We start from the raw sequence: 21,056 nt of genomic DNA on the forward strand, positions 1-21,056 counted from the left end.
CACTTCCGGTGCCGTCCGTGCCGTTGCCGAAATCCCGGAATCGATCTGGCATCGCCGGCCCGCCGAAGCAGGCCGGATTCACGGACCCTTGGAGGCTAGGTGCCGGCGCCCCGCATCTTGGCGAACCGGATCTTGGGAAGAAGTGAAGCGCTGCCGGCGCAGATAGTGCCGGGCAGGCTGTGTGTCACTGAGGCCCTGACACAGCGGTGCGGTTCAGTCCGCGCGGACGGGTCGGTAAGAGGCGTCGCTCCGCCTTGTATCGCGTGTGACATTCACCGGCCCCCCGTTATCACAGATGCACTCAGGATGCACTAAAGATACATCTGTCACTCCAGTCACAGCAACCCCAAAGGGCACAGCCGTCCAACCGCCTGGAGCGGCGCCCTGTTCCGCAGCCGGCGGCGGGTCCGGGCCTAGAAGGAGCGGTACATCGTCCGCTGCGGGCCGGCATCCCCGCCCAGGTACTGCCCGCGGTCCGTGAAACCCGCCCTCCGGTAGGCGGCAATGCCTGCTGGATTGCGTTCGTTGACGGAAAGTACGACGCCGGCCTCTCCCCCGCCCAGCCGGGCCGTCAGTTTCGCCGCCTCGCGGACGGCAGCAGCAGCGGCCTGGGTGCCCAGGCCCCGGCCTTGGTGCGTGCGGTCGATGAGGAAGCCCCGCAGCAGCCACACCGAGCCGTCGTCAGCCCAGCCGGCCAGGGAAGCCGCGTCGCGCTGCAGTGTCAGCACGCCAACTACTTTTCCTCCCGAGTCCACCACATAGGGGACGCGTGAATCCTCTTCAAGCGCCACGAGCATCATGCGCAGCGGATCGCCGGCGAAATCCTGCTGGCCTTCGGCAAGTTCCAAATCCGCAACCTCGCCGAGCTTGATGGCCCGTGCGTCATCATCAAGGCTCTTCAGGGCAATGAGCCACACGGAATCAGGCATGGATTGAGCCTACCCACAAACCACGACGCCGGCCGTCACCTCTCGGTGACAGCCGGCGTCGCGTTCCATCTAGGGGGCCTGCGCATCGGCCGGCGGTCCGGCCGGGTCCATCCAGAAGACTTCCCACAGGTGGCCGTCCGGGTCCTGGAAGCTGTGGTTGTACATGAAGCCGTAGTCCTGGACTTCCTGCGCGGGAGCGCCGCCTGCAGCCAGGGCCTTGCGGACCGCTTCGTCCACGGCTTCCCGGCTGTCCACGGAGAAGGCAACGATGGCCTCGGCCGCGTTGCCCGTGTCCGCTATGCCCTTGGAGATAAACGTTTTGAAGTAGCTTTCCACCAGCAGCATGACGTACGCGCCGTCATTAATGATCATGCAGGTGGCATTCTCGTCGGTGAAATCCGGGTTGAAGGAAAAGCCGAGCGCGGTGAAAAACTCGACCGACCTGTTGAGGTCCTTGACGGGTAGGTTCAGAAAGAGTTGGGAGGCCATGCGCTCAAACTAGCATCGGGCCCCGCTGCGTGTCAGCCCCCGGGTGAATCTGCGCAGCATGCCTCGGACCGGGTTACTGGCCGTAAAAAACGCGTTCGAACACCGCGCGGGCGCGCCTGCTGAGCCGCAGGTAATCTTCTTCGAGGGCTGCCGCGTTGCCTGGTTTGTAGCCGCACCAGCGGGCCACGGCTTCCAGGTCCCTGCGTGAAGACGGCAGGAGGTCGGACGCCCGGCCTGTCCAGATGACGTTGGCCGACCTGATGCGGCTGGCCAGCCGCCAGGCGCTGAGCAGGAGCTCCGCCTCATCCTGCCCCAGCAGGCCCAGGGAGGCAGCGGCTTCCAGGGCCGGAACGGTTGACGTGGTCCGCAGCTCCGGATGCTTGCCCGCGTGCTGCAGCTGCAGCAGCTGAACGAGCCATTCGACGTCGCTCAGGCCGCCGCGGCCCAGTTTAAGGTGCCGTGCGGGATCTGCGCCACGGGGCAGCCGCTCTGCTTCAACCCTGGCCTTGACCCTGCGGATTTCCCGCACGTCCTTGTCCGACAGCTCCGAAGGATAGCGAAGGGGGTCGATCAGCTCGACGAAATCGGCGGCAAGGTCGTCATCCCCTGCGACGGGCAGCGCCCGAAGCAACGCCTGGGCTTCCCAGACCAGGGACCAACGCCTGTAGTACTCGGCGTAGGAATCCAGGGAACGGACCATGGCGCCGCTCTTGCCTTCCGGCCGCAGGTCGGCGTCCACCATCAGCACCCGCTCGGCCAGGATGGCCGGCTTCAGCGGCTGGGTCAGCAGGTTCGAAATGTGGCCCACGATCTGGGCTGCCTGGTTCTGCGCCTCTTCCTCGGGAACCCCCGGCAGGCCGCGGTGCACATACATGACGTCCGCATCCGAGCCGTAGCCGATTTCACGCCCGCCCTGCCGTCCCATGGCCACCACCAGGACCCTGGTCTTCAGCGGACCGGACGCAGCGACGATTCCTTCGGCGACCCGGAGTGCGCCCAGTACGGCTGCACGGTCCGTGTCCGCGAGGGCAGCGCCCACCTGGTCCTGGTCCAGGAGTCCGGCGCTGTCCGCGATGGCGATCCTGAGGATCTCCCGGCGCCGGATCAGCCGGATGAGCCGCATGGCACTTTCCGGGTCCTCGTGCCGTGACATTTTTGAGGTGATTTCCAGCCACTGGGCCTCGAATCCCAGCGGTACCAGGTCCTTGTCGGTCCCCAGCCACGCCACCGATTCCGGAGACACCTCAAGCAGGTCGGCGATCAGGCGCGAGTTGGAAAGTACATGGCACAGCCGTTCGGCGGCTGCGGTCGAATCCCGCAGCATGCCCAGGTACCAGTGCGTGGTTCCCAGCGCCTCACTGACGCGGCGGAAACCCAGCAGCCCGGCGTCGGGATCGACTCCGTCGGCCAGCCACCCCAGCAGGATGGGCAGCAGCTGGCGCTGCAGCGCGGCGCGCCGGCTGACTCCGGCGGTGAGCGCCTCGATATGGCGCATGGCACCCCGCGGATCCAGGTACCCCAGGGCGGCCAGGCGGCCCTGGGCCGCCTCCGGCGTCAGCCGCGCGTCTTCGCTGCTCAGCTTGGCGGCGGTGTTCAGCAGCGGCCGGTAGAAAATGCGCTCGTGCAGTTCGCGGACGGAGCGTTTGGTCTTCTGCCAGGCAGCAAGGAGGGCATCGGGGTGCGGGCGTTCACGCGCGAACGGGCCCAGCACGGCCTTGGCGAGGGCACGCAGGGCCTCTTCCCGCACCGGCATCAGATGGGTACGACGCAGCTGGAAGAGCTGGATCCGGTGTTCCAGCAGGCGAAGGTAACGGTAGGCGTGGTCGAATTCGGCGGCGTCCGTGCGCCCGATGTAGCCCCCGGCGGAGAGCGCGGCGATGGCCGAGGTGGTGTCCCGGTGACGGAGGGACTCGTCGGCCTTTCCGTGCACCAGCTGCAGCAATTGCACGGTGAACTCGACGTCCCGCAGGCCGCCGCGGCCCAGTTTGATCTGGCGCTGTTCCTCGTCCGCGGGAATGTTGTCCGTGACCCGGCGGCGCATTGCCTGCACGGATTCCACGAATCCTTCCCGGTTCGCCGAACCCCAAATGAGCGGCAGGACGGCGGCCTCGTAGCGGGCGCCCAGCTCGGCGTCGCCGGCGATGGTGCGCGCTTTCAGGAGGGCCTGGAATTCCCAGCTTTCAGCCCAGCGGGCGTAGTAGCTCTGGTGCGAGGCCAGCGTCCGCACCAGCGGTCCCGACTTTCCCTCGGGCCGGAGGTTGGCATCCACCTCCCATAGGCCGGGTTCCCGGCCGATGGACATGATGGCCCGGGAGATCCCCGTGGCAAGGGCGGTCCCGATGGTGTTTGCACGGGCGTCGTCCAGGCCGTCCGCTTCAATGACGTAGATGACGTCGACGTCGGAGATGTAGTTAAGTTCGCGGGCACCGCATTTCCCCATCCCGATAACGGCCAGGCCGACGTCGGCGATTTCCGCCTGGTCGAACTGTTCGCCGGCTTCAGCCCTGGACACCGCCAAGGCAGCCTCGATGGCTGCGCCCGCAAGGTCCGCCAGCTCGGCACCGGCAGCGGGCATGAAATCCAGGGGGTCGGCGGCGCACAGGTCCTTGACCGCCAGGTCCACCACACCCCGGCGGTACGCGGTGCGAAGCGCCACATAGGCCTCGGCCCCGGACAGCCCGGCCACAGGTCTGCGGGCCTTCGGGTCAGCCTGCACGGACCGCAGCAGCCGCGACCTCAGTTCGCCCGCGTCTGCCGCCACGGGCTCCGGGCTCGCCACGACATCGAACGCGTCCAGGTGCTCCGGGTGGCGGATCAGGAATTCGCCCAGGGCTTCCGAGGCCCCCAGGACCCGGTAGAGCGGCTCGCTCGTGTCAATGTCCGCGGCGGCAAGTTTCCGAAGGTCGGGGTGCTTTTCGATCAGGCGAACCAGCGACTGCAACGCGGTGTCGGGATTGGCGGCCAGGTGGAAGCCTGCGAAGAGGGCCTTCTGGTCGATCCCCTCCAGCTCCCGGGCAGCGAGGAACCGCTCCCCCTTTTCCAGGTCATTGAAACCGGCGGAGATCAAGCGACGGGCAAGGCTCACCGGAGCCGCCTACAGGATGCCGAGGTTGCGCTGCAGCTCGTAGGGCGTCACCTGGAGACGGTAGTCCTGCCATTCGGCGCGCTTGTTCCGCAGGAAGTACTCGAAGACCTGCTCGCCGAGGATCTGCGGCATGAGTTCGGATTCCTCCATGGCCCTGATCGCATCGTGCAGGCTGGCGGGCAGCGGATCGTGGCCCATGGCACGGCGTTCGGCCGAGCTCAGCGACCAGATGTCGTCCTCGGCGGCGGCAGGAATGTCATAGCCCTCTTCGATGCCCTTAAGCCCGGCGCCGAGCAGGACGGCGTAGGCCAGGTAGGGGTTGGCCGCGGAGTCGATGCCGCGGTACTCGATGCGGGCGGACTGGCCCTTACCCGGCTTGTACAGCGGAACGCGCACCAGCGCGGAGCGGTTGTTGTGTCCCCAGCTCAGGTAGCTGGGCGCTTCGCCGCCGCCCCAGAGCCGCTTGTACGAGTTCACGAACTGGTTGGTCACGGCGGTGAACTCGGGGGCGTGCTTAAGGATGCCAGCGATGAACTGCTTGGCGGTCTTTGACAGCTGGAATTCCGCCCCGGCTTCGTAAAAGGCGTTGGTGTCGCCTTCGAACAGCGAGAAGTGCGTGTGCATGCCCGATCCCGGGTGGGCGGTGAACGGTTTGGGCATGAAGGTGGCGTAGGTGCCCTGCTGGAGGGCGACTTCCTTGATGACCGTGCGGAACGTCATGATGTTGTCCGCAGTCTGCAGGGCGTCCGCGTAACGGAGATCGATCTCGTTCTGGCCGGGGCCGGCTTCGTGGTGGCTGAACTCGACGGAAATTCCCACGGATTCGAGCATGGTGACGGCGGTGCGCCGGAAGTCCTGCGCGACGCCGCCCGGGACGTGGTCGAAGTAGCCGCCCTCGTCCACGGGGACGGGTGAACCGTCCGGGCCGGGCTCCTGGGACTTCAGCAGGTAGAACTCGATCTCGGGATGCGTGTAGCAGGTAAAGCCCATGTCCGCGGCCTTCGCCAGGGTGCGCTTGAGGACGTTGCGCGGATCCGCCGCGGAGGGCTCGCCGTCGGGGGTCAGGATGTCGCAGTACATGCGGGAGGTCTGTTCGGTTTCCCCGCGCCACGGCAGGATCTGGAACGTGGAGGGGTCCGGCTGTGCCAGCATGTCGGATTCGAACACGCGGGCCAGCCCCTCGATCGCGGAGCCGTCGAAGCCCAGGCCCTCTTCGAAAGCACCCTCGACCTCGGCAGGGGCAAGCGCAACCGACTTGAGTGAACCCACGACATCCGTGAACCACAGACGCACGAACCGTACGTCGCGTTCTTCGATCGTCCGCAGGACAAACTCTTGCTGGCGGTCCATGATGGCCTCTTCTCCGGATCAACGTTTTTGATGCCCCGGGTCCGTATTTTTTGCGGCCGGCGGCAGCTCAAGATTCACTTTACTAAGCATTCCCGCTGAATGTTGGAGCCGGAGGTCCGCGTAACACACCGTTAACATGTATGCCTGCCCATGACGCCGGGCAGGGGGCTCCGTGCAGAGCCCCGGGGACGCCGATTTGTGACGCGATTCACCGGCAGGGGCACGCCGTCCGGTAGCTAGGACTTGCAGTATCGCACTACGCTCTAGCCATGGCCACAAGCAACAATTCTGATTCCAGCATGTCCACTGAAGTACCTGCTCCCTACGGCAACGGGCCCGCCGGGGCCGCAGCAGCGGCGGCAGGCGCTGCAACGCCGTCGGACACTGCGAGGAAGCCTGTGGCACGAATCCGGACCCACCACCTGCAGCAGGCCAAGGCCAACGGCGAACACTTTGCCATGCTCACGGCCTACGAGCAGTACACCGCCGAGATCTTCGACGAAGCCGGCATCGAGGTGCTCCTGGTGGGCGACTCCGCGTCCAACAACGTTTTCGGAAACGAAACCAGCCTCCCGGTGACCGTGGAGGAATTGCTGCCGCTGTGCCGCGCCGTTGCCCGCTCGGCCAAGCGGGCCCTGGTGGTCGCAGACCTTCCGTTCGGCAGCTATGAGGTGTCAGCCGAGCAGGCCGTGGCCACCGGCGTCCGCTTCCTGAAGGAAGGCCTTGCCCATGCCGTGAAAATTGAAGGCGGGAAGTTCTACGCCGAAACCGTCCGGGCCATGGTCCAGGCCGGCATTCCGGTCATGGCCCACATCGGCTTCACTCCCCAGAGCGAGCACTCGTTGGGCGGCTACCGGGTCCAGGGCCGCGGCGATGACGCACAGCGGCTGATCGACGACGCCGTGGCCCTCGCCGACGCCGGAGCCTTCAGCGTCCTGATGGAAATGGTTCCTGCCGCCACCGCAGCAGCCGTCGATGCTGCGATTGCCGTTCCGACAGTCGGCATCGGTGCCGGCAACGTGACGACCGGCCAGGTCCTGGTCTGGCAGGACATGGCCGGACTTCGCGGCGGAAAAATGGCCAAATTCGTCAAGCAGTATGCTGATCTGCGCACGTCGCTGAGCAACGCCGCCAAGGCCTATGGCGACGACGTGCGGACGGGACAGTTCCCCGGCCCCGAGCACTCGTTCTAACCAGGCACCGGGCCGGGACTCCCCCTACGCTTCGGCCCGCTTAGGCTTCGGCCTGTGCGGCGCCGTCGCCGACCTTGATGGCGGACACTTCAAACTCCAGGGTGATCTTGTCCGACACGAGCACGCCGCCGGAGTCCAGCGCCGTATTCCATTTGAGCCCGAAATCCTGGCGGTTGATGCGACGGGAACCTTCGAAGCCGGCCCGGAGGTTCCCCATCGGATCCCGTTCGACGCCCATGAAGTCGATCGGGATCGAAATCTCCTTGGTGATACCCCGAATGGTCACGTCGCCGCTAACAATGAAGTGGCCCTCGTCAACCTGGTCCACCCTGTTGCCCACGAACGTAATCTCCGGGAACCGGGGAGCGTCAAAGAAATCGTTGGTCCGCAGGTGCTGATCGCGGTCAGCATTGCGGGTGTCGATGCTCGCGACCTTGAGGGTCAGCTCAACCCTTGAGCGGTCCGGCTTCTCTGCGTCAACCGTAATCGAGCCGTCGAGCTCGTTGAAAGCTCCGCGAACCTTGGTGACCATGGCGTGGCGGGTCGAAAAGCCGATGCGCGTATGCGTCGGGTCGAACCGCCACTCTCCTGTGTATTCTGGCTTGATTTCGGCCATGACTCTCCTCCTCGCGGTACCGGCCGGTCCGGTACTCGGATGTGTACTAACTCTGGCAGACGGAAGTCCCCGCTGGAGCGGCCATGCACCCGGAACCCGGCGACCGCAGTGTCGGCGCCGTAAAACGCGTCAGTCCTCGTCGCCCTTTTCCCATGATTCGTTGCGTGCCTTGACCTTTTCCAGCGCATGCTCGGCTTCGGCGCGCGTCTTGTATGGCCCGATCAGCTGCGTCCAATCGGACATGGCGTCCTCTTCCACCTCGTGGGTCTTGACGTTATACCAGTACTCGGTCATCGCTGCTCCTCGCATCCTGCGGGCTTCCCGCCGCTGAAAGTGATCCACGTAACGTAGCGCTTCATCGGGTGCCGATCCGGCTGTCCGTTACATGGGCTTCTATGCCTGCTTATATGATCAATCTATGCCTTCTCTTGCTTCGACTGCACCCACCGGCACACTTGTCCCCGGAACGGTGAGCCCGCAGCTGCCCGTGCCGGCGTCAATTCCCCGCCCCGAGTATGTGGGCAAGCCCGGTCCGGAGAAGTTCACCGGCTCGGAGGTGAAATCCGCCGAGACCATTGAGAAGATCAGGATCGCCAGCCGGATCGCGGCCCGGGCCATCGTGGAGGTCGGCAAGCACATCGAACCCGGCGTCACTACGGACCAGCTCGACAGGATCGGCCACGAATTCCTGCTGGACCACCATGCTTATCCGTCGACCCTGGGGTACCGGGGCTTTCCCAAGTCCCTGTGCTCATCTCTCAACGAGGTCATCTGCCACGGAATACCGGACAGCACCGTGGTGCAGGACGGCGACATCCTGAACATCGACATCACGGCCTTCATCGGCGGCGTGCACGGCGACACGAACTTCACTTTCCTGGTCGGAGACGTGGACGAGGAATCCCGGCTCCTTGTGGAGCGCACCAAGGAGTCCCTCAACCGCGCCATCAAGGCCGTGGCCCCCGGACGGGAAATCAACGTCATCGGCCGCGCCATCCAGTCCTACGCCAAGCGTTTCGGCTACGGCGTCGTCCGGGACTTCACCGGCCACGGCGTCGGCGAAGCCTTCCACACCGGCCTGATCATCCCGCATTATGACGCCGCTCCCGCCTACAACACAGCGATGGAAACGGGCATGGTGTTCACCATTGAGCCGATGCTGACGCTGGGTACGGTTGAGTGGGACATGTGGGCCGATGAGTGGACCGTGGTGACGCGGGACCGCAAGCGCACGGCCCAGTTCGAGCACACCCTGCTCGTCACCGAGTCCGGCGCCGAGATCCTCACCCTTCCCTGATCTTCCGCCGGCCCCGCCGGTTTCTTATCTGCTCCGCCCATTGCCCGACACCAGCCACGAACGGAATCACATTGGCCAAGAAGGACGACAAGTCAACCAAGAACGCCCCGCTGATCGGAATTGACATCGGCGGCACCGGAATCAAGGGCGGCATAGTCGACCTCAAGAAGGGCAAGCTTGTTGGCGACCGCTTCCGCGTCCCCACACCGCAGCCGGCCACTCCGGAGTCAGTTGCCGAAACGGTGGCCGCGGTGGTGGAGGAGCTCAACGCGCGGCCGGACGCCCCTGCCGTGGATTCCCCCATCGGTGTGACCTTCCCGGGCATCATCCAGCATGGGGTGGTGCACTCTGCCGCCAACGTCGACAAGTCCTGGCTCAACACGGACATTGATGCCCTTCTGACGAAGCGCCTCGGACGCCCAGTGGAGGTCATCAACGACGCCGACGCTGCCGGCCTGGCCGAAGCCCGTTATGGCGCCGGTGAGGGCGTTTCCGGCACTGTGCTCGTGATTACGCTCGGGACGGGTATCGGCTCGGCCTTCATCTTCAACGGCAAGCTGGTCCCGAACGCCGAACTCGGACACCTTGAAATTGACGGTTTTGACGCCGAAAGCAAGGCTTCGGCCGTGGCCCGCGAGCGGGACGGCCTGAGCTGGACCGAATACAGCGTGCTCCTCCAGCGCTACTTCTCCCACGTTGAGTTCCTCTTCTCCCCCGAACTTTTCATCGTGGGCGGCGGCATCTCCAAGCGCGCCGATGAGTACCTGCCTCACATGAAGCTCCGCACGAAGATTGTCCCTGCGGAACTCAAGAACGACGCCGGGATTGTGGGTGCCGCCATCGAGGTCGCACTGACTCACAAACTGGCCAAATAGGCGGCACCACGCCGAATCCATGTTTGGCCGGGCCTCCCGGGGCCCGGCCATGCGCTTGCCGGGCTTTGGTGCCGGTGGTGGCTTCGGCTTCCCCTCCGCTGCCACCACCGGAGTCTAGAGCGGGCTCTTCTCGGAGCCCGCGCCCTTGGCAGCCTTGGCTTCGACGTCCGCTTCATGCCGAAGGATAGCGATCGCTGCTTCGAAATCCTCCAGGGATTCAAAGGCCTGGTACACACTCGCGAAGCGGAGATAGGCAACTTCGTCGAGTTTCTGGAGCGGGCTGAGGATGGCCAGGCCCACCTCGTGGGCGTCGATCTCCGCAGCGCCGGATGCGCGGATTGTCTCCTCGACTTCCTGAGCCAGCAGTGCGAGGTCGTCTTCAGTCACGGGCCGGCCCTGGCAGGCTTTCCGCACGCCGTTGATCACCTTGCTGCGGCTGAAGGGCTCGCCGACGCCGGAGCGCTTGATCACCGTGAGGCTGGTGGTTTCCACGGTGGTGAAGCGGCGTCCGCATTCCGGACACTGCCGACGGCGGCGGATGGCTGAGCCGTCGTCGGCCATCCGGCTGTCCACCACGCGGGAATCAGGGTTGCGGCAAAACGGACAATACACGTTGCTTCCTTCCCTGGCGGGGTTGAACCGGCCGGCTGAATTGAATGTGCCGGGCCATATTCTTCCAAGCCCAGTTTACGACTACATATAGCTGAATAACAATTCTGTAATTACTACATGTAGTGGTTAGCCGTTGCCGGCGAACCGCGCCGTCACGGCCTCGCCGTGGGCCGGCAGGTCCTCCGCTCCGGCGAGGCTGACAATGTGGCCGCTGACCCGTTCCAGGGCCGGCTTGCTGTAATTGACCACCTGGATGGCACGGAGGAACGTGGTGACGTTCAGGCCCGACGAGAAGGCTGCCGTACCGCTCGTCGGCAGCACGTGGTTGGATCCCGCGCAATAATCTCCCAGGCTGACAGGGCTGTAGTCGCCCACAAAGATCGCTCCCGCGTTGCGGATGCGGGCAGCGACGGCCGGGGCATCCGCCGTCATGATCTCCAGGTGCTCTGCCGCGTAGGCATCACAGGCCGCGATCCCCTGTTCCAGGTCATCCACGAGCACCACTCCGGACTGCGGACCGGACAGGGCTTCCCGCACCCGCCCAGCGTGCTTGGTCGAACCCGCCTGCACGTCAAGTTCGGCCCGGACGGCCGCGGCAAGGTCCTCTGAATCGGTGATGAGGACCGATGCCGCTTTGGGGTCGTGCTCGGCCTGGCTGATGAGGTCGGCCGCCACCAGTGACGGACGGGCGCTGCCGTCCGCGAGGATGGCGATCTCGGTGGTGCCGGCCTCGGAGTCGATGCCCACAACGCCCTTGACCAGCCGTTTGGCCGTGGCTACGAAGATGTTTCCGGGCCCGGTCACCACGTCCACAGGATCCAGGGCTGCGTCCGGATCCTCCGCGGGAACACCATAGGCGAAGGCTGCGATGGCCTGGGCACCTCCGATGGCGTACACCTCGTCAATGCCCAGCAGGGCCGCGGCGGCCAGGATGGTGGGGTGCGGGAGTCCCCCGAAGTCTTTCTGCGGAGGAGACGCCAGTGCGATGGATGCAACGCCGGCGGCCAGCGCCGGGACGACGTTCATGATCACCGAGGACGGATAGACCGCCAGCCCGCCGGGGACATAGAGGCCCACGCGGCCTACCGGCACCCAGTTCTGGCTCACCACAGCGCCTTCGCCCAACTCGACGTCGATGTTTGCCGGCCGCTGCCTGTCAGCAAACCTGCGGGCGCGGCTGATGGATTCCTCCAGGGCCGCCCGTACCGCCGGGTCCAGGTTCTCCAGTGCTGCGCGCAGCGCAGCAGCGGGCACCCGCGGGTGTTCCTGCTCCACGCCGTCGAACGTCCTGGCGAGGTCGCTGAGCGCAGCGAAGCCCCGCGAGCGGACCGCCGTGATGATGTCCGCAACCTTCTGCTCGGCGTCGGCCATGGTCTGGTGCCGGGCACGGGGAACGGCCGCACGGAGCCCGGCCAGGGAGAGCCGCTGGCCGCGCAGGTCAACGGTGCGGTAGCTGATGGCCGGGGTGGCGGTCTGGGCGGGGCTGTCCGGTGAAATGGTCACCCGACCATTTTACGTGCCCGCCGGAGCCCCTCGTTCCGTGTTAAGCACAGCCGAAGTTGAGCACAGCCGAGCAACGGCTCGGCTTAGCTGTCCTGCTCGGGCGGCTTGCCCAGGAGGCTGATCAGGTTCGCCACAAAGACTGCAATGGCAACGGCTGCGGGCCAGATAGCCAGGACAGCGAAGGCCCGCAGCGAGAACGCAATGCTGGCATTCGCGGCTGTGTCTTCGTCTGGTCCCCACCATTGCCCCGCCAGCACCCCGCTCTGCCAGGCGATCAGGGCGCCAAGCGCCCCGCCGACCACCGCGGAGAGCACTGTGCCGGGCATCGGGGCACCGGTTCGTTTTCCGTTGAGGAGGAATCCGGTCACGCAGCCTGCCAGCAGGAACAAGCCCGCCAGCACGAGGTCCCGGGGAAGCCAGCCTTCGGCATTCGTGCCGCTGGCCAGGGAGGGGTTGCCGGAGAGAAGGTTCAGGCCGCCGGGTGCCAGCAGCCACCACAACAGTCCCACCGGAATCCCGGCCGCAGCTATGGCCGCCGGAAGGCGCCACGACCCGCTGTCACCGCGGTAAAGTTCACCATAGGCGGGCGGGTTGCCGGCACCCCCGGGATGCTGCGGGTTCGGCGGGACCGGGCCGGTGCCGGATGGCTGTGTCATGAAACAAACATTAACAAATGTTCACCGCGGTTAAACACAGGACGCGGCGTGTAACCAAGTCCCGGACGGCACCGGCAGGCCCCTACGCTGGCATGCAGGATTCAACCGGAATTAGTTTTAGCAGGGAGTTAGATCATAGTGACCTCAGACAACGCAGCCTTCGAAGGCACGTTCAAGGAGATGTTCCGCCGGCATGCGGCCGGTGTGGCGATTATCACCGTGAACTACAACGGCGTTCCGTACGGATTCACGGCTACTTCCGTGGCATCGCTATCTGCGCAGCCGCCACGCTTTACCTTCAACATGGCCCGCACCTCCAGTTCGTGGCCGGCCATTGCCAACACGACGCACATCGGCGTCCACATGCTGGGGCTTGAAAACCAGGAACTAGCCGACCGGTTCGCGCGGACCAAGAACCGTTTCGAGGGTGACCACTGGGAACTCGGACCCCACGACGTACCCGTCCTCAAGGACGTCGCGGGCTGGCTCATCGGTAAAATCCAGATGCGCCTGTCCTTTGAGAACAACGCGGTGGTTGTGGTGGAGGTTGTGGAAGGGCAGGTGGGCGAGGACGGCTCGCCGCTGCTCTACCATTCGGGCGCCTACAGCCAGCCCGTGCCCCTCGACTACGAGATCTAAGGCCTCACCAGGGCAGGGGTGCGGACGATCCCAGATCGAAGTACCTCGGACTGGTCCCGCGGCTCCCGGTGAGCTCCCGCAGCAGCTCCCTGGCCGCGGTTGCGGGCTCCTTCGACGCAGCGGCCCGCCCCATTCCGGTAGTGAGCGAGCCGGGATGGACGGACCAGGCATCCAGTTCCGCGCCGAATTCCTCATGCAGGCTCAGCGTCAGCATGTTCAGCGCCGCCTTGCTCAGCCGGTATCCGTAGCTCGTCCCGAAACCGGCGAATTCGCCGCCCGCCTGCAGCGTGGCCGAGCCCAGCCTGGACGACACGTTCACCACCACGGGCCTTCGGCCGGACTCCCCCGCCCGGTGCAGCCCGGGCAGGCATGCCCGGGTCACCCGGACGGCACCCACGACGTTGTTGTCGAGGAGCTGCACCAGGGCATTGGCATCAACTTCCCGCAGTGTCTTCTGGCTGCTGCCGATTGCGGCATTATTGACGACGACGTCGATGGTTGCCCCGGCGAGGACCCCCGCCACGTCGTCCGGGCAGGGATGCCCGATGTCCCATTCCAGGAACCGTACGCTGCCGTGCCCGGTGCCCCTGGCGGCGGCCGAGGTGCCCGGCCGGACAATGCCGTAGACCGTCCAACCGTCCGCCGCCATTGCCTCGGCAAGGGCGGCGCCGAAGCCCCGGCCGACACCGGAGACGACCGCGGTGCCCGGGGCCCGTGTCACTGGCTGGCCAGGCAATTAGCTGTCCAGGCAGGTCGGTCCGAGAAGCACCTTCAGGTCGCCGAAGAGTGACGGACTCGGGTTGACCCTCAAGTGGACCGGGAGCGCCATCACTTCCACCCGGGTGTCGCCCTGCAGGTGCAGCCTGACTTCCGAGTTGCCCCGGTGCGTCCTCAGCACGTCTCCCAGTTCGGTCACCACCGCCTCCGTGGCCTTGTGCGTCTGCATGGTGATCACCAGAGGCCCGTTCAGGCCCTCGCTGAGGTCCGGGACGGACAGCTCCATGCAGTTCAGGGTGACGGCGCCGTCGTCGCGCCGTTGCAGCCGGCCCTTGACCACCACGATCAGGTCCTCGGCCAGCACCGAAGCGATGGGGCCGTAGACCTGGCCAAAGAACATGACCTCCATCGAACCGCCCAGATCCTCGATCTCCGCGCGGGCATAGGCGTTCCCGCTGGCTTTCGCGATCCGGCGGCTGAGCGAAGTGATCATGCCCGCAATGGTGATGATGGCGCCGTCGTGCGGGCCGTCTTCCGCGATGATCGACGTAATCGACTGGTCGGCGTGCTGGCTGAGCAGCCCTTCGAGGCCCTGCAGCGGGTGGTCCGAGACGTACAGGCCCAGCATGTCGCGTTCAAAGGACAGCTTGTCCTTCTTCTCCCACTCCGGGAGGTCGGGAATGTCGATGCTCAGGGACGCCTCGGATTCGGCTTCGTCGAACCCGGCAAAGAGGTCGAACTGGCCGATCGCCTCATTGCGCTTCAGCGTGATCACGGAGTCAATGGCTTCTTCGTGGATCATGGCCAGTGCGCGCCGGTGGTGGCCCAGGGAGTCGAAGGCGCCGGCCTTGATCAGCGATTCAATGGTGCGCTTGTTGCACACGACGGCGGGTACCTTTACGAGGTAGTCCTTGAAGGACGTGTAGGCGCCTTCCTTCTCGCGCGCCGTCACCATGGCTTCAACGGCGTTGACGCCGACGTTGCGGATGGCGCCCATGCCGAAGCGGATGTCGTTGCCCACAGGCGTGAAGTTGAGCGCTGACTCGTTGACGTCCGGCGGCAGCACCGTGATGCCCATGCGCCGGCATTCGTTCAGGTAGATCGCCGATTTGTCCTTGTCATCGCCCACCGAGGTGAGGAGGGCGGCCATGTACTCCGGCGCGTAGTGCGCCTTGAGGTACGCGGTCCAGTACGAGATCACGCCGTAAGCGGCCGAGTGCGCCTTGTTGAAGGCATAGTCCGAGAACGGGAGCAGGATGTCCCAGAGGGTCTTCACGGCCTCCATGGAATAGCCGTTGTCCTGCATGCCCTGGGAGAACCCGGCGAACTGCTTGTCCAGCTCCGATTTCTTCTTCTTGCCCATGGCGCGGCGCAGGATGTCGGCTTGGCCAAGGGAATAGCCGGCGAGCTTCTGCGCCACGGCCATGACCTGCTCCTGGTAGACGATCAGGCCATAGGTTCCGCCGAGGATTTCGGCGAGCGGTTCCTTGAGCTCCGGGTGGATCGGAATGACTTCCTGGATCCCGTTCTTGCGCAGGGCGTAGTCGGTATGGGCGTTGGCACCCATCGGTCCGGGACGGTAGAGGGCCAGCACCGCGGAAATGTCTTCGAAGTTGTCCGGCTTCATGAGCTTCAGGAGGGAGCGCATGGGTCCGCCGTCGAGCTGGAACACGCCCAGGGTGTCACCCCGGGCCAGCAGCTCGTAGGACGGCGCGTCGTCGAGTTCCAGGGTTTCGAGATCAAGGTCGATGCCGCGGTTCATCTTGATGTTTTCCAGGGCATCCGAAATGATCGTCAGGTTTCGCAGGCCGAGGAAGTCCATCTTGATCAGGCCGAGGCCTTCGGATGTCGGATAGTCGAACTGCGTAATGACCTGGCCGTCCTGGAAGCGGCGCATGATCGGAATCACGTCGATGATGGGGTCCGAAGACATGATGACACCGGCGGCGTGCACGCCCCATTGCCGCTTCAGGCCTTCGATGCCCAGTGCCGTTTCGAAGACCTTGGCAGCTTCGGGATCGGTACTGATCAGCTGGCGGAAGTCGCCTGCTTCGCTGTAGCGCTTGGCTTCCTTGTTCTGGATGTCGGCCAGCGGGATGTCCTTGGCCATCACGGCCGGCGGCAGCGCCTTGGTCAGCGTCTCGCCCATGCTGAAGGGGTAGCCCAGCACGCGCGAGGAGTCCTTGAGGGCCTGCTTGGTCTTGATGGTGCCGTAGGTGACGATCATCGCCACGCGTTCGTCGCCGTATTTCCGCGTGACATAGTCGATCACTTCGGAGCGGCGCCGGTCATCGAAGTCGACGTCGAAGTCAGGCATGGAGACGCGGTCCGGGTTAAGGAAGCGCTCGAAGATCAGGCCGTGGTGCAGCGGATCCAGGTCGGTGATGCGCATGGCGTAGGCAACCATGGAGCCTGCACCGGAACCACGTCCGGGACCCACCCGGATGCCGTTGTTCTTGGCCCAGTTGATGAAGTCGGCCACCACGAGGAAGTAGCCCGGGAAACCCATGGACGTGATGACGTCCAGCTCATAGTCGGCCTGCTTGCGGACCTTGTCCGGGATGCCCTGGGGATACCGGTAGTGGAGTCCCTTGTCGACTTCCTTGACCAGCCAGGACGTTTCATCCTCGCCCTCCGGGCAGGGGAACCGCGGCATGTAGTTGGCGCCGGTGTTGAACGACACTTCGCAGCGCTCGGCGATCAGGAGCGTGTTGTCGCAGGCCTCCGGGTGGTCGCGGAACAGCTCACGCATCTCCTGCGGGGACTTCAGGTAGTAGCCGCTGCCGGAGAAGGCGAAGCGGGAACCGCCGTTGTCATAGGTCGGCTCCAGGAGGGTGGAGCCCGACTGGATGGCCAGCAGGGCCTCGTGGGCCTTCGCGTCGTGCTCGTGCGTGTAGTGCAGGTCGTTGGTGGCCACCAGCGGAAGGTTCAGGTCCTTGGCCAGGCGCAGCAGGTCGCCGGTGACCCGCCGCTCGATGTCCAGGCCGTGGTCCATCAGCTCGCAGAAGTAGTTCTCCGCGCCGAAGATGTCACGGAACTCGGCTGCAGCCTCGAGCGCTTCACGGTACTGACCGAGCCGCAGGCGGGTCTGGACCTCCCCGGACGGGCAGCCCGTGGTGGCGATCAGCCCTTCCGAGTACGTGTTCAGCAGCTCACGGTCCAGCCGGGGCCATTTGCCGAAGACCGAGTCCAGCGAGGCGATCGACGAGGCCCGGAACAGGTTCCGCATGCCTACGTTGTTGTAGCTCAGCAGCGTCATGTGGGTGTAGGAACCACCGCCGGAGACGTCGTCCTTGCGCTGGTTCTCCTCGCCCCAGCGGACCCTGCTCTTGTCACCGCGGGCCGTCCCGGGAGTCACATAGGCTTCGACGCCGATGATCGGCTTGATGCCCTTGTCCGTGGCCTTGCGCCAGAAATCGAAGGCACCAAAAAGGTAGCCGTGGTCCGTCGTAGCCAGGGCAGGCATGCCCAGGCGTTCGGTTTCGTCGAACAACTCCCCCAGGCGGGCCGCCCCATCCAGCATGGAGTATTCGGTATGGGTGTGCAGGTGGACGAACGAGTCATTGCTGGAAGTCACCGGACCATTCTAGTGCGGGCCGCGGCAGTTCCGGCTCAGGCGTCCCCGGAGGCCAGGACTTCGAGGGCGTAGGCAAGGTCCTGCGGGTAGTCGCTGGTGACCGTCACGCGCTCCCCCGTCCGGGGATTGTCGAACCCCAGTTGCCGGGCGTGGAGCCACTGCCGGGTCAGGCCGAGGGTTGCGGCCAGTCGCGGATCGGCTCCGTAGGTCAGGTCGCCCGCGCAGGGGTGGCGCAGGGCGGAGAAGTGGACGCGGATCTGGTGTGTCCGGCCGGTTTCCAGGTGCACTTCAACCAGCGACGCCTTGCCGAACGCTTCCAGCACTTCGTAGTGGGTCACGGACTCTCGGCCGTCTTCGAGGACTGCGAATCGCCAGTCATGGCCGGGGTGACGGCCGATGGGGGCATCGATCGTGCCCGCGAGGGGATCCGGCAGGCCCTGGACCACCGCGTGGTACACCTTGTCCACCGTGCGCTCCTTGAAGGCCCGCTTGAGGGCCGTATAGGCACGCTCCGACTTGGCCACCACCATGGCCCCGGACGTTCCGACGTCGAGCCGGTGCACGATGCCCGCCCGTTCCGGAGCCCCCGACGTCGAAATCCGGTACCCCAGCCCGGCGAGTCCCCCGACCACGGTGGGACCGACCCATCCGGGTGACGGGTGCGCGGCCACACCCACCGGCTTGTCGATGACCACGAAGTCCTCGTCGTCCAGCAGTACTTTCAGGCCTTCCACAACTTCCTCCACGACTTCCAGGGGGTCCCGCCGTTCCGGGACAACAACCTCCAGCACGATGCCTGAGGTCAGTTTCAGGGACTTGCCCACGGCTTTTCCCCCGGAGCTGACGTTGCCTTCGGCAATCAGCGTGGCCGCCTGTGAGCGGGATATGCCCATCAGTCTGGCAAGTCCCGCGTCGACTCGGGTCCCGGCGAGTTCCTCGGGGACGGTGAGTTTCTCAGGCATCCTTGTCCTCCGCCGGTTTCTGGAGCCGTGAACCGTCCAGGGTAATCCCCCGGAGCGTCAGCAGGCAGATGATCACGACAGCGGAGACGACCGCGGAATCGGCGATGTTGAAAATGGCGAAATTGGGTAGCTGGATGAAGTCCACCACATGGCCCATGGCGAACGACGGTTCGCGGAACAACCGGTCTGTGAGGTTGCCCAGGGCGCCCCCCAGAAGCAGGCCAAGGGCCAGTGCCCACCATGCCGAACCAAGTTTGCGCAGCTGGAAAAGGATGGCGATCGAGACTGCCGCCATGATGATGGTGAAGACCCAGGTCACGTTCTCGCCAATGGAGAACGCAGCCCCGGAGTTGCGGATGTAGTACCAGTGCAGCAGCGGCGGCAGCACCGGGATGCGTTCCCCCTCCACCATGGTGCTCGTGACCCACAGCTTGGTGAGCTGGTCGAAGACGTAGGCAAAAACAGCGAAGCCGGCGAAGAGCGTCAGCAGGACCGCCTTCCGGGGCCGGGCGTGCGTCGTTGCTGGCTGCGCTGCGGCAGGTGCTGTTTCGTCAGTCATAAAGCTTTCATTCAGGAGCCAGTCCCGGGGACTGGAAGGAAGGTGCTCTAGCCTGCCGCTGGCCGCGCCGGTGGCAGTTAATGGCAAAAGCCGGCGGCCGAGGAGTCCTCAGCCACCGGCTTTCAGAATACGTGCTAAACGGCGGGGCTGCCGTCGCTGATCTCGGGCGCTGCCACGGAACCGCGGGCGTCCAGGTCACGGAGCTGGCCTTCGATGTAGGCCTTCAGGCGTGAACGGTAGTCGCGCTCGAAGCCGCGCAGCTGCTCAACCTTGCGCTCCAGGACGGAGCGCTGCTGCTCCAGGGCGCCGAGGATCTTGCGGGACTTCTCCTGTGCATCGTTGACGAGGCTGCTGGCTTCGATCTGCGCTTCGGCGATGATCTTGTCCTTCTGCTGCTGGCCGTCGGCGACGTGCTTGTCGTGCATCTGCTGGGCCATGGCCAGCAGGCCGGCGGCGGACTCCGCCGTCGCGTTGGCCGCGGCAGGGGCAGCGGGGGCAGGTACTGCTGCGAGTGCCGTTGCCGGCTCCGGCGCCTTCTTCTTGGCTTCAGCGGCCGCCTTGGCCTCGGCTTCCGCCTTGGCACGGGAGTCGTCCTTCTCGGCCTTGACCGGAGCGGGGACCTTTTCCACCACCGGCGCCGCTGCTGCGGAGCTGGCGGGCGTGCCTGAGCCGCTCTCGGCAAGCTTCTTGCGAAGCTCGTCGTTCTCTTGGTTCAGGCGGCGCAGTTCGACGACGATTTCGTCCAGGAAGTCGTCAACTTCGTCCTGGTCGTAGCCTTCGCGGAACTTGGTCGGCTGAAAGCGCTTGTTGACAACGTCTTCTGGCGTCAAAGCCATCTGGTCACCTCGTTGGTCTAGTTAGTCAGTAGGCCTTCCGGCCGTCAAAACTACGGTACCTAAATATGGTCTGGTTCCTCTAATTCAACACTGAGGTGTCAAACCGGAGTTTCTTCGCGATGCTGTGGTTGGCGGTTTCCCGCCTGGTACAGCGCCGCAAGCTGTAATGAAAATTACGCGAAAGACCTCACGATTGCCATAGCCACGCTGATAGCGATGAACAACAGCAAAAAACCAAGATCAAGCGAAATCCCGCCCAGCCGCAAAGGCGGAATGAGGCGCCTCAGCACTTTCAACGGCGGATCTGTGACGGAGTAGACAGTGTGGGCCGCCACCAGGGCGGCTCCCCGCGGCCTCCATTCCCGCGCAAACATCTGCACCCAGTCGAAGACCAAACGGATGATCAATGCCACAAATACGAATAATAAAGCGATATAGACAAGTCCGAAAACAATTCCCATGAGTTAACTCATATCTCCATGTTCATTCCGGATACCGCAGTGTCCTGTTGCCGTTCTTATCTATTTCAGCACGGATGCCAGACAGGTGTCCCCGTCTGGCATCCGTTCGCTTGCGGAGCTAGCTCTGGTTGAAGAAGCTGGCCTGTGTTTCGCTGACCTTCTTGTCGTCGCCGATGACCTCGACGTACGACGGCGAGAGCAGGAACACCTTGTTGGTGACCCGCTCGATGCTGCCGCGGAGGCCAAAGACCAGGCCCGCCGAGAAATCGACCAGGCGCTTGGCGTCGGCCTCGCCCATGTCCGTGACGTTCATGATGACAGGAATGCCGTCACGGAAGCTTTCACCGATCAGCTTGGCGTCATTGTAGGACCGCGGGTGGATCGTGGTGATCTGGCGGAGTCCGGTGGTCTCTTCGCGGCTCGAGGCCGCGCGCTTGATAGGTGTCACAGGTGCGCGATATTCCTCTTCGGCGGCGTGTGGAGTGGGTGTTTCCCGGACGACCTCGCGGACGGGCGCCGGCGCCCGGCGTTCCTCGCGGTCATGCTCCATTGAATCGTCCTCGTCCTTGTGCGGTGTGTGGTGCTCAGACTCGTAGTGTTCATCGCCATCGGCGAGCCCAAGATAGATCATTGTCTTGCGCAGAGCGCCAGCCATGGTCGACTCCTAATCGTGTCCGTAAGCGGGCCGCTGAGTTGACTT

Annotated in this window: 20 protein-coding genes; 4 read left to right on the forward strand and 16 right to left on the reverse strand. The window is 64.8% G+C overall.

Going from position 1 to position 21,056, the window contains the following annotated elements; genetic code table 11:
• Positions 1 to 413: 413 nt before the first annotated feature.
• The 4 genes from RW112_RS12690 to glnA all read right to left on the reverse strand — a co-directional run bounded on the left by RW112_RS12690 (position 414) and on the right by glnA (position 5,853).
• Positions 414 to 929 (reverse strand): GNAT family N-acetyltransferase, encoded by a 516-nt coding sequence (locus RW112_RS12690; protein WP_317782107.1) that lies wholly within the window; start codon positions 927 to 929, stop codon positions 414 to 416.
• A 69-nt stretch (positions 930 to 998) separates the two neighbouring features.
• Entirely contained in the window at positions 999 to 1,418 is a 420-nt protein-coding gene (locus RW112_RS12695) for a VOC family protein (protein WP_317782108.1), read from the reverse strand.
• Between the two features lie 73 nt (positions 1,419 to 1,491).
• Positions 1,492 to 4,503, reverse strand: a complete 3,012-nt coding sequence (locus RW112_RS12700) for a bifunctional [glutamine synthetase] adenylyltransferase/[glutamine synthetase]-adenylyl-L-tyrosine phosphorylase (RefSeq protein WP_317782109.1) — start codon at positions 4,501 to 4,503, stop codon at positions 1,492 to 1,494.
• 9 nt (positions 4,504 to 4,512) lie between these two features.
• The gene (glnA, locus tag RW112_RS12705; RefSeq protein WP_305940527.1) at positions 4,513 to 5,853 is read right to left on the reverse strand and encodes a type I glutamate--ammonia ligase; all 1,341 of its coding nucleotides are present in this window, start codon (positions 5,851 to 5,853) and stop codon (positions 4,513 to 4,515) included.
• 269 nt (positions 5,854 to 6,122) lie between these two features.
• Here glnA and panB point away from each other — a divergent pair, with 269 nt between their 5' ends.
• A complete protein-coding gene (gene panB, locus RW112_RS12710) occupies positions 6,123 to 7,046 on the forward strand; it encodes a 3-methyl-2-oxobutanoate hydroxymethyltransferase (protein WP_317782110.1) in 924 nt (307 codons plus the stop codon).
• 40 nt (positions 7,047 to 7,086) lie between these two features.
• Here panB and RW112_RS12715 read toward each other — a convergent pair whose 3' ends face one another.
• The gene (locus RW112_RS12715) at positions 7,087 to 7,662 is read right to left on the reverse strand and encodes a YceI family protein (RefSeq protein WP_317782112.1); all 576 of its coding nucleotides are present in this window, start codon (positions 7,660 to 7,662) and stop codon (positions 7,087 to 7,089) included.
• A gap of 129 nt (positions 7,663 to 7,791) precedes the next feature.
• Entirely contained in the window at positions 7,792 to 7,956 is a 165-nt protein-coding gene (locus tag RW112_RS12720; protein WP_144406352.1) for an SPOR domain-containing protein, read from the reverse strand.
• Between the two features lie 124 nt (positions 7,957 to 8,080).
• Here RW112_RS12720 and map point away from each other — a divergent pair, with 124 nt between their 5' ends.
• Both map and ppgK read left to right on the forward strand, forming a co-directional pair.
• Complete coding sequence (map, locus tag RW112_RS12725; RefSeq protein ID WP_317782115.1) at positions 8,081 to 8,959, forward strand: type I methionyl aminopeptidase; 879 nt, start codon at positions 8,081 to 8,083, stop codon at positions 8,957 to 8,959.
• A gap of 71 nt (positions 8,960 to 9,030) precedes the next feature.
• A complete protein-coding gene (gene ppgK, locus RW112_RS12730) occupies positions 9,031 to 9,834 on the forward strand; it encodes a polyphosphate--glucose phosphotransferase (protein WP_317782117.1) in 804 nt (267 codons plus the stop codon).
• Between the two features lie 114 nt (positions 9,835 to 9,948).
• Here the strand turns inward: ppgK and nrdR are convergent, their stop codons facing one another.
• The 3 genes from nrdR to RW112_RS12745 form a co-directional block, all read right to left on the reverse strand.
• Positions 9,949 to 10,446 carry a transcriptional regulator NrdR gene (nrdR, locus tag RW112_RS12735; protein WP_317782119.1) on the reverse strand — a complete coding sequence of 166 codons (498 nt, stop codon included), beginning with the start codon at positions 10,444 to 10,446 and terminating at the stop codon, positions 9,949 to 9,951.
• Between the two features lie 126 nt (positions 10,447 to 10,572).
• Positions 10,573 to 11,949 carry a histidinol dehydrogenase gene (gene hisD, locus RW112_RS12740; protein WP_317782120.1) on the reverse strand — a complete coding sequence of 459 codons (1,377 nt, stop codon included), beginning with the start codon at positions 11,947 to 11,949 and terminating at the stop codon, positions 10,573 to 10,575.
• 83 nt (positions 11,950 to 12,032) lie between these two features.
• Positions 12,033 to 12,605, reverse strand: a complete 573-nt coding sequence (locus RW112_RS12745; protein WP_317782122.1) for a hypothetical protein — start codon at positions 12,603 to 12,605, stop codon at positions 12,033 to 12,035.
• Between the two features lie 180 nt (positions 12,606 to 12,785).
• Here RW112_RS12745 and RW112_RS12750 point away from each other — a divergent pair, with 180 nt between their 5' ends.
• Complete coding sequence (locus RW112_RS12750; RefSeq protein WP_371745984.1) at positions 12,786 to 13,244, forward strand: flavin reductase family protein; 459 nt, start codon at positions 12,786 to 12,788, stop codon at positions 13,242 to 13,244.
• Between the two features lie 4 nt (positions 13,245 to 13,248).
• Here RW112_RS12750 and RW112_RS12755 read toward each other — a convergent pair whose 3' ends face one another.
• From RW112_RS12755 to RW112_RS12785, 7 genes are all read right to left on the reverse strand, one after another.
• Positions 13,249 to 13,965 (reverse strand): SDR family NAD(P)-dependent oxidoreductase, encoded by a 717-nt coding sequence (locus RW112_RS12755; RefSeq protein ID WP_317782124.1) that lies wholly within the window; start codon positions 13,963 to 13,965, stop codon positions 13,249 to 13,251.
• 15 nt (positions 13,966 to 13,980) lie between these two features.
• The gene (gene dnaE / locus RW112_RS12760) at positions 13,981 to 17,538 is read right to left on the reverse strand and encodes a DNA polymerase III subunit alpha (protein WP_317782125.1); all 3,558 of its coding nucleotides are present in this window, start codon (positions 17,536 to 17,538) and stop codon (positions 13,981 to 13,983) included.
• A 35-nt stretch (positions 17,539 to 17,573) separates the two neighbouring features.
• Complete coding sequence (locus tag RW112_RS12765) at positions 17,574 to 18,500, reverse strand: RluA family pseudouridine synthase (RefSeq protein WP_317782126.1); 927 nt, start codon at positions 18,498 to 18,500, stop codon at positions 17,574 to 17,576.
• A complete protein-coding gene (lspA, locus tag RW112_RS12770) occupies positions 18,493 to 19,059 on the reverse strand; it encodes a signal peptidase II (protein WP_305940515.1) in 567 nt (188 codons plus the stop codon). Before lspA ends, RW112_RS12765 begins: the two co-directional genes overlap by 8 nt.
• 134 nt (positions 19,060 to 19,193) lie before the next feature.
• Positions 19,194 to 19,895, reverse strand: coding sequence for a DivIVA domain-containing protein (locus RW112_RS12775; protein WP_305940514.1), 702 nt, complete (start codon positions 19,893 to 19,895; stop codon positions 19,194 to 19,196).
• A gap of 173 nt (positions 19,896 to 20,068) precedes the next feature.
• Positions 20,069 to 20,356 carry a YggT family protein gene (locus RW112_RS12780; RefSeq protein ID WP_305940513.1) on the reverse strand — a complete coding sequence of 96 codons (288 nt, stop codon included), beginning with the start codon at positions 20,354 to 20,356 and terminating at the stop codon, positions 20,069 to 20,071.
• A gap of 118 nt (positions 20,357 to 20,474) precedes the next feature.
• Positions 20,475 to 21,011, reverse strand: coding sequence for a cell division protein SepF (locus RW112_RS12785; protein ID WP_305940512.1), 537 nt, complete (start codon positions 21,009 to 21,011; stop codon positions 20,475 to 20,477).
• Between the last annotated feature and the right edge of the window lie 45 nt (positions 21,012 to 21,056).

Source organism: Arthrobacter sp. B10-11, assembly GCF_033142195.1.
Lineage (GTDB): Bacteria > Actinomycetota > Actinomycetes > Actinomycetales > Micrococcaceae > Arthrobacter > Arthrobacter oryzae_C.

Coding starts and splice junctions, on each gene's coding strand:
- RW112_RS12785 (WP_305940512.1), bottom strand. CDS start 21,011: ATGGCTGGCGCTCTGCGCAAGACAATGATCTATCTTGGGCTCGCCGAT.
- RW112_RS12720 (WP_144406352.1), bottom strand. CDS start 7,956: ATGACCGAGTACTGGTATAACGTCAAGACCCACGAGGTGGAAGAGGAC.
- RW112_RS12780 (WP_305940513.1), bottom strand. CDS start 20,356: ATGGGAATTGTTTTCGGACTTGTCTATATCGCTTTATTATTCGTATTT.
- lspA (WP_305940515.1), bottom strand. CDS start 19,059: ATGACTGACGAAACAGCACCTGCCGCAGCGCAGCCAGCAACGACGCAC.
- RW112_RS12775 (WP_305940514.1), bottom strand. CDS start 19,895: ATGGCTTTGACGCCAGAAGACGTTGTCAACAAGCGCTTTCAGCCGACC.
- RW112_RS12765 (WP_317782126.1), bottom strand. CDS start 18,500: ATGCCTGAGAAACTCACCGTCCCCGAGGAACTCGCCGGGACCCGAGTC.
- RW112_RS12690 (WP_317782107.1), bottom strand. CDS start 929: ATGCCTGATTCCGTGTGGCTCATTGCCCTGAAGAGCCTTGATGATGAC.
- panB (WP_317782110.1), top strand. CDS start 6,123: ATGGCCACAAGCAACAATTCTGATTCCAGCATGTCCACTGAAGTACCT.
- RW112_RS12750 (WP_371745984.1), top strand. CDS start 12,786: ATGTTCCGCCGGCATGCGGCCGGTGTGGCGATTATCACCGTGAACTAC.
- RW112_RS12745 (WP_317782122.1), bottom strand. CDS start 12,605: ATGACACAGCCATCCGGCACCGGCCCGGTCCCGCCGAACCCGCAGCAT.
- RW112_RS12695 (WP_317782108.1), bottom strand. CDS start 1,418: ATGGCCTCCCAACTCTTTCTGAACCTACCCGTCAAGGACCTCAACAGG.
- glnA (WP_305940527.1), bottom strand. CDS start 5,853: ATGGACCGCCAGCAAGAGTTTGTCCTGCGGACGATCGAAGAACGCGAC.
- RW112_RS12715 (WP_317782112.1), bottom strand. CDS start 7,662: ATGGCCGAAATCAAGCCAGAATACACAGGAGAGTGGCGGTTCGACCCG.
- map (WP_317782115.1), top strand. CDS start 8,081: ATGCCTTCTCTTGCTTCGACTGCACCCACCGGCACACTTGTCCCCGGA.